The 5,465-nt window shown below is 73.3% G+C and carries 5 protein-coding genes and 1 pseudogene; 2 read left to right on the top strand and 4 right to left on the bottom strand.

The window, feature by feature from the left end; genetic code table 11:
- The 3 genes from ACFE8Y_RS11590 to ACFE8Y_RS11580 form a co-directional block, all read right to left on the bottom strand.
- On the bottom strand, window positions 1-670 hold a 670-nt coding region (locus ACFE8Y_RS11590; protein WP_375464535.1), incomplete at its 3' end, for an ABC transporter ATP-binding protein.
- Window positions 671-677: 7 nt separating this feature from the next.
- Window positions 678-1,832: an MlaE family lipid ABC transporter permease subunit gene (locus ACFE8Y_RS11585; RefSeq protein WP_375464534.1), complete on the bottom strand. Its 1,155-nt coding sequence runs from the start codon at window positions 1,830-1,832 to the stop codon at window positions 678-680.
- A gap of 50 nt (window positions 1,833-1,882) precedes the next feature.
- Window positions 1,883-3,091, bottom strand: coding sequence for an MFS transporter (locus tag ACFE8Y_RS11580; protein WP_375464533.1), 1,209 nt, complete (start codon window positions 3,089-3,091; stop codon window positions 1,883-1,885).
- A 143-nt stretch (window positions 3,092-3,234) separates the two neighbouring features.
- On the opposite strand from ACFE8Y_RS11580, the gene ACFE8Y_RS11575 reads away from it, so the two are divergent.
- Window positions 3,235-4,233, top strand: coding sequence for a hypothetical protein (locus ACFE8Y_RS11575; protein WP_375464532.1), 999 nt, complete (start codon window positions 3,235-3,237; stop codon window positions 4,231-4,233).
- Window positions 4,234-4,345: 112 nt separating this feature from the next.
- The gene (locus ACFE8Y_RS11570) at window positions 4,346-4,786 is read left to right on the top strand and encodes a DUF1489 family protein (RefSeq protein WP_375464531.1); all 441 of its coding nucleotides are present in this window, start codon (window positions 4,346-4,348) and stop codon (window positions 4,784-4,786) included.
- Between the two features lie 36 nt (window positions 4,787-4,822).
- Here ACFE8Y_RS11570 and ACFE8Y_RS11565 read toward each other — a convergent pair.
- A pseudogene (locus tag ACFE8Y_RS11565) lies at window positions 4,823-5,465 on the bottom strand (hypothetical protein); the annotation flags it as partial.

The following is a 5,465-nucleotide window of genomic DNA, read 5'->3' as shown; positions in this document are numbered from 1 at the left end:
TGCGGTCGCAGGCGGTGTAGAGGCTGTCGAGGTCGTGCGTCACCATGAAGACGGTCAGGCCCAGGGTCTCCTTCAGGGTCGCGACCAACTCGTCGAACTCGCCCGCGCCGATCGGGTCCAGCCCCGAGGTCGGCTCGTCGAGGAACAGGATCTCGGGGTCGAGCGCCAGCGAGCGGGCGAGCGCGGCGCGCTTGACCATGCCGCCGGACAGTTCCGAGGGCAGCTTGTCGGCCGCATCCGGCTGCAGGCCGACCATCTCGATCTTGAGGCGGGCGAACTCGTCGAGCAGGCGCTCGGACAGGCTCAGGTGCTCGCGCATCGGCATCTGGATGTTCTGCTTCACGGTGAGCGCGGAGAACAGCGCGCCCTGCTGGAACAGCACCCCCCAGCGCTGCTCGACCCGACGGCGCTGCGCGATGCTCAACCCGTCCATGTCCTGCCCGAACACCGCGATGGTGCCCGAGCGCTTGGCCACGAGGCCGAGGATCGTGCGCGTCAGCACCGACTTGCCCTGGCCGGACGGACCGACGAACCCCAGGATCTCGCCGCGCCGGATGTCGAGGTTCAGGCCTTTCAGGATCGTGCGGTCGCGAAACCCAACGACGAGGTCGCGCACGCGGATGATCGCCTCCGGGCTCGTGGCATCGGGTATGGGTGTGATGTCGTGCACGGGACCGTCAGAAATCGATTGCCGCGAAGAACACCGCGAAGAGTCCATCGAGGACGATCACCATGAAGATAGACTTGACGACTGAGGCGGTGACGTGGCGGCCGAGCGACTCCGCCGAGCCTTCCACCGCGAAACCCTCGATCGTCGCGATGATGCCGATGATCAGCGCCATGAACGGCGCCTTGATCAGCCCGACGAGGACGTGGTGCACGCCCACCGCCGCCTGGAGTCTAGCGAGGAACTGCTCCAGGGTGAGCCCGCCGTAGGCCATCGCGGTCAGCCCGCCTCCGGAGAGCGCGGCCAGCGCCGCGATCAGCGTCAGCATCGGCAGGCCGAGCACCAGGGCGAGGATGCGCGGCACGATCAGGATCTCGATCGGGTCGAGGCCCATGACGCGCAGGGCATCGACCTCCTCCCGCATCCGCATCGAGCCGATCTCGGCGGTGAACGCCGAGCCGGAGCGGCCCGCCACCATGATCGAGGTGAGCAGCACGCCGAGCTCGCGCAGGATCAGGAGGCCGATCAGGTTGACCACGAAGGCCGCAGCCCCGAAGCGCTGGAGCTGGAAGATGCCCTGCTGCGCGACGATGCCGCCGACGAGGAACGAGATCAGCACGATGATCGGCACGCCGCGGAACGCCACCTGCTCGATCTGGTTCACGAGTGCCCGGCCGCGGAAGGTCGAGGGCCGCATCGCCACTCGCAGGCAGGCGGCGATGACCTCGCCGAGGAAGGCTAACCCCGTGACGAGGTCGTGCCCGCCGCCCACGACCCGGCGGCCGAGCCCGTCGAGGACGGCGTGGATGCGCCCGTCCCGCAGCGCCGCCGCCGGCTCGGACGCGCGCAGGTGCATCTCGCCGAGCAGGATGCGCTGCTCGGCGCGCAGGCCGGCGTAGGTCAGGCGCCCGCCCGCGGCCTCGACCTCGGCGCGCGTCCGCTCCAGCACCCAGGCGCCCAGCGTGTCGAGGCGCGCGACGCCGGCCATGTCTACGATCACCGCCTGCCCGGCGCCCGCCCGTGCGATCCGCGCGGCCGCGGCCTCGACGGCGCCGCCCTGGTCGGCGGTCCAGCGGCCGTCCAGCGCCACGCGGCCGTGCGCGAGGGTCGCGCCGGCCGCCTGCCGATCGGTCGGATGTGTCGGCGTGACGCCCTCGGTCCGCACTGAGACCCTTTCCCGTTCGACGGCCGGTCTGCCCGGCCGATATGTCCAGATTAGGGTTGACGGTCCGTGTCCGGCGTCCGGGCCGCGGCCGGAGCGGGCGTCCGCCCCGCGCTCCGCCATGCCGCCGCGGCGAGAACGAGGCCGGCCGCCGCCAGCGGCGCCATCAGCAGGAAGGCCAGCGGTCCGCCCGCGCGGTAGGCGAAGCCGCTGGCCAGCGTGGCGCAGGCGGCCGCGGCGGCGTTCGCCGCGCTGAGCGTTCCCTGCGCCCGGCCCCGCGCCCCGTCCGGCGCCAAGCCCGAGACCGCGGCCATCGCGCCGAGTTGCGTCGCGCCGAAGGTCAGCCCGTGCAGGGCCTGGAGCGCGACGAGAGCCGGCAGGTCGTCGCCGAGGAGGTACATGCCGAGCGCCCGCAGGACGGCCGCTCCACCCCCGAGGGCGAGGAATCGGAACGGCGTGCGCCAGCGCGCGGGCAGGCGCCCGACGCGGGAGAACAGCACGATCTCCGCCGCCACCCCGACGCTCCAGAGCGCGCCGACGGCGGCGGGGGAGATGCCGTGCGCGGTCCAGTGGATGCTGCCGAAGGCGTAGATCGCCGCATGGCTCGCCTGGATCGCGGCGGCGGCCGCGATGCACAGCAGGAGCCTGGCCGGCAGCCGGGGCCGCCCTTCACCCGTGCGTGCGGGCCTGGGGGCCTCGACCGAACGGCTCGCGAACGCGACGCCGCTCGCGATCAGCGCCAGCCCGGTGAGCAGCAGCGGCACCGCGCGGGCCTCGCCCATCGCCGTCAGCAACGCTCCGCCCGCGAGGTTCGCGAGCAGGAAGCCGACCGAGCCGGCCATCCGGACCCGCGCATAGTCGAGCTGCGGCCGGGCCCGCACGGCGGCCAGGGTCAGGTAGTCGATGCTCGGCACCAGCGGCGCGCCGGCGACCGCGTTGAGGAGGACCAGACCGGCGAGCACGGGCCAGCCGACGCCCGCGCCCACGGGCATCAGGGCGTAGGTCGCGGCGAGCGCGAGGCTGCCCGACGCCAGCAGCGTCCGCGCCCCAACGCCGCGGTCGATCAGGCTCATCAGCGGGGCCGTGGCGACGATCCGGGTCGCGATCGGCAGGGCGAGCAGCAGCCCGATCACCGAGGCGTCGAGCTTGAGGGCGGCGAGCCACACCGGCATGAACGGCATCGCGATGCCGATCTCGACGAACACCACCGCGTAGAGCAGCGACAGGCGCAGGCGGCTCGGTTCAGGGTGGGGCGCGGGCAAGGACCGGTTCGATCGGGGCTTCGGGGAGGCTGCGGGCGCACCGTAAGCGGGCGTTAAACCGCGCCTGTCAAATTGCGCCCTCGGCGGACAGGCGCAGGGTCCGGGCTTTCCCGCCCGTGCGTGCCGTCCCGAGGACGCGCACCATGTCCGGCTCAACCGCGCTGACGGCCTTCGCGCCGGCCGAGTACGAGGCCATCGCGGCGACGATGAGCGACAGCGCCCGCGGGCGCTGGTTCCTCGCCGAGCACGCCCGGCGCACCCGCGGTGCCGACACCGACGTGCTGCTCGGCGCCATGGCGCGCCTGGAGACCGTTGTCACGCAGGGGCGCGCTGACGGCATCGGGCACCTGCGCGGCGACCTGATGGAGATGGCCGACGCGATCAGCCGCACCAAGTCGGAGATCGCGGCGATCAGCGATCCCGACCAGGACCAGACCCGGCTCGGTGTCGCCTCCGAGGCGCTGGACGGCATCGTCCGGGCGACCGAGCGGGCGACCTCCGACATCCTGGGCGCCGCCGAGCACGTGCAGGAGGCGGCCTGGACGCTGCGCGAGCGCGGCGTCGATCCGAACGTCTGCGACGACCTCGACCGCCGCGCCACGCAGATCTACACCGCCTGCTCGTTCCAGGACCTCACCGCCCAGCGCACCGGCCGGATCGTGCACACCCTGCGCTACCTCGAGGAGCGCCTGATCGCGATGATGGCGATCTGGGGCGACGCGGACGGGCGCGTCCCGCCCGCGCCCGGCCAAGCACCCGCCCGGACCGGGAAGGACGCGCCGCCGGACGACCTCTGCCAGAGCGATGTCGACCGCTACATCGACATGGAGGCGCCCGCGGTGGCCGCCGCCGCCGCGGCCCTGCGCGCCATCGAGCCGGGGTCGACTTCGCTGCACGACGACATCGTGTTCCTGCCGGCGCTGCCCGAACCCGAGCCGTTTTTCTCCGGGATCAAGCCGGAATGGGCCGAGGCGTTCGAGGCGGACATCCTCGCCGAGGACGCGCCGACGCGACTCAAGGCCGCCGCGCCGGAGACCGCCGTCGCACCGACGCCCCCTCCTTCGCCGAAGGCGGAGACGGCGCTCAGCTTCGCTGACATCGATGCGCTCAGCGTCGAGGAGAAGCTCGCCCTGTTCTGCTGACCGGGCGCGGCCGGCGGATGATCGCCGCGTGGTCGCCGCGCGAGTCCTGCGCTACAGCACCGGCACCGCGTCCGTGACGCGGAATGACGCTCCGTGAAGGTGTTGAACCGTCGTGGCCCTCCACCTGCTCAAGCTCTGCGTCGGTCCGGCCTCGATGGAAGAACTCGACGCGCGGCAGGCGCGACTCCGCGCCGAGGCGGTGCGCGAGGCGCGCGACCCGGCGCCGTTCCACACGACGCGGATGATTCCGAAGCGTCGCCGCGAGATCGCCGGCCGCGGCTCGATCTACTGGGTGATCAAGGGCACGCTCTGCTGTCGGCAGGCGATCACGCGGATCGACCCGTTCACCGGCGAGGACGGGATCGCCCGCTGCCGCCTCGTGTTCGAGCCGGCCCTCGTGGCGGTCAATCCGCGTCCCTGCCGCCCGTTCCAGGGCTGGCGCTACCTGACCCAGCGGGATGCTCCGCGGGACATCGACCACGCCGCCGCGGGCGACCTCGCCGCGATGCCGGAGGCCCTGCGCCGCGAACTCGCCGGACTCGGGCTGCTGTGACGCATCCGGTCCGCGTGCCGCGGATCGAGCCCGCGCTCAGGCCCCTTCGAAGCGTCCGCTCGCGTGGGCGAGCATCGTGTAGACCTTGCCGGTCTCGGAGGTGAGATAGGCATCGGTGCGGGCCGCGTCGCTGTCGTTCTTGGCGACGTCGCCGAGCAGGCGCTCGAATTCCCCGACGTAGCGGTCGACCGTGCGGCGGAAGTCGGCGTCGGCCTGGTAGCGGCGCTGGATCTCGGCGAAGGTCTGCCGACCCTGCGGGGTGTAGAGCCGCGGATCGAACAGGTCCGGCTCGCCGCGCCGGTAGCGCGCCCACAGATCGACGGCCGTGCGATGGTCGATCATCCGCGCGATGTCGGTGGAGATGGTCTCCAACGCGATGCGGCCGGTCTCGACCGAGGCCGGCGCGGGCGTGGGCGGCGGGGCGGGCTCCGGCGCAGCCTCGTCCTCATCGTCGAGGGAGGCGCGGGTCAGCAGGTCGGACAGCCAGCCGCGCTTGTCGCCGCCGGCGGTCGGGGCCGCGACGGGGCGCGGCTGAGCCCCGGAGCGCGGGGCCGGCGCCTCGATGCGCGCCCCGACCGGCGCGGCGGCCGGACGGGCGGCCGGAGCGGGGCCGGTCCGCGGGGCCGGTGCGGGCGGCGTCGGAGCCGCGGGGGCCGGCGTGGGGGTCAGCGTGGGGGTC

It is taken from the genome of uncultured Methylobacterium sp., from assembly GCF_964242245.1.
Lineage (GTDB): Bacteria > Pseudomonadota > Alphaproteobacteria > Rhizobiales > Beijerinckiaceae > Methylobacterium.
Note: the sequence above shows the minus strand (reverse complement) of the source record. Positions and strands in the feature narration are given on the sequence as shown.

Bases quoted from the DNA above. Each gene is read 5' to 3' on its own strand.
- ACFE8Y_RS11575 (WP_375464532.1), top strand. From the start codon at position 3,235: ATGTCCGGCTCAACCGCGCTGACGGCCTTCGCGCCGGCCGAGTACGAG.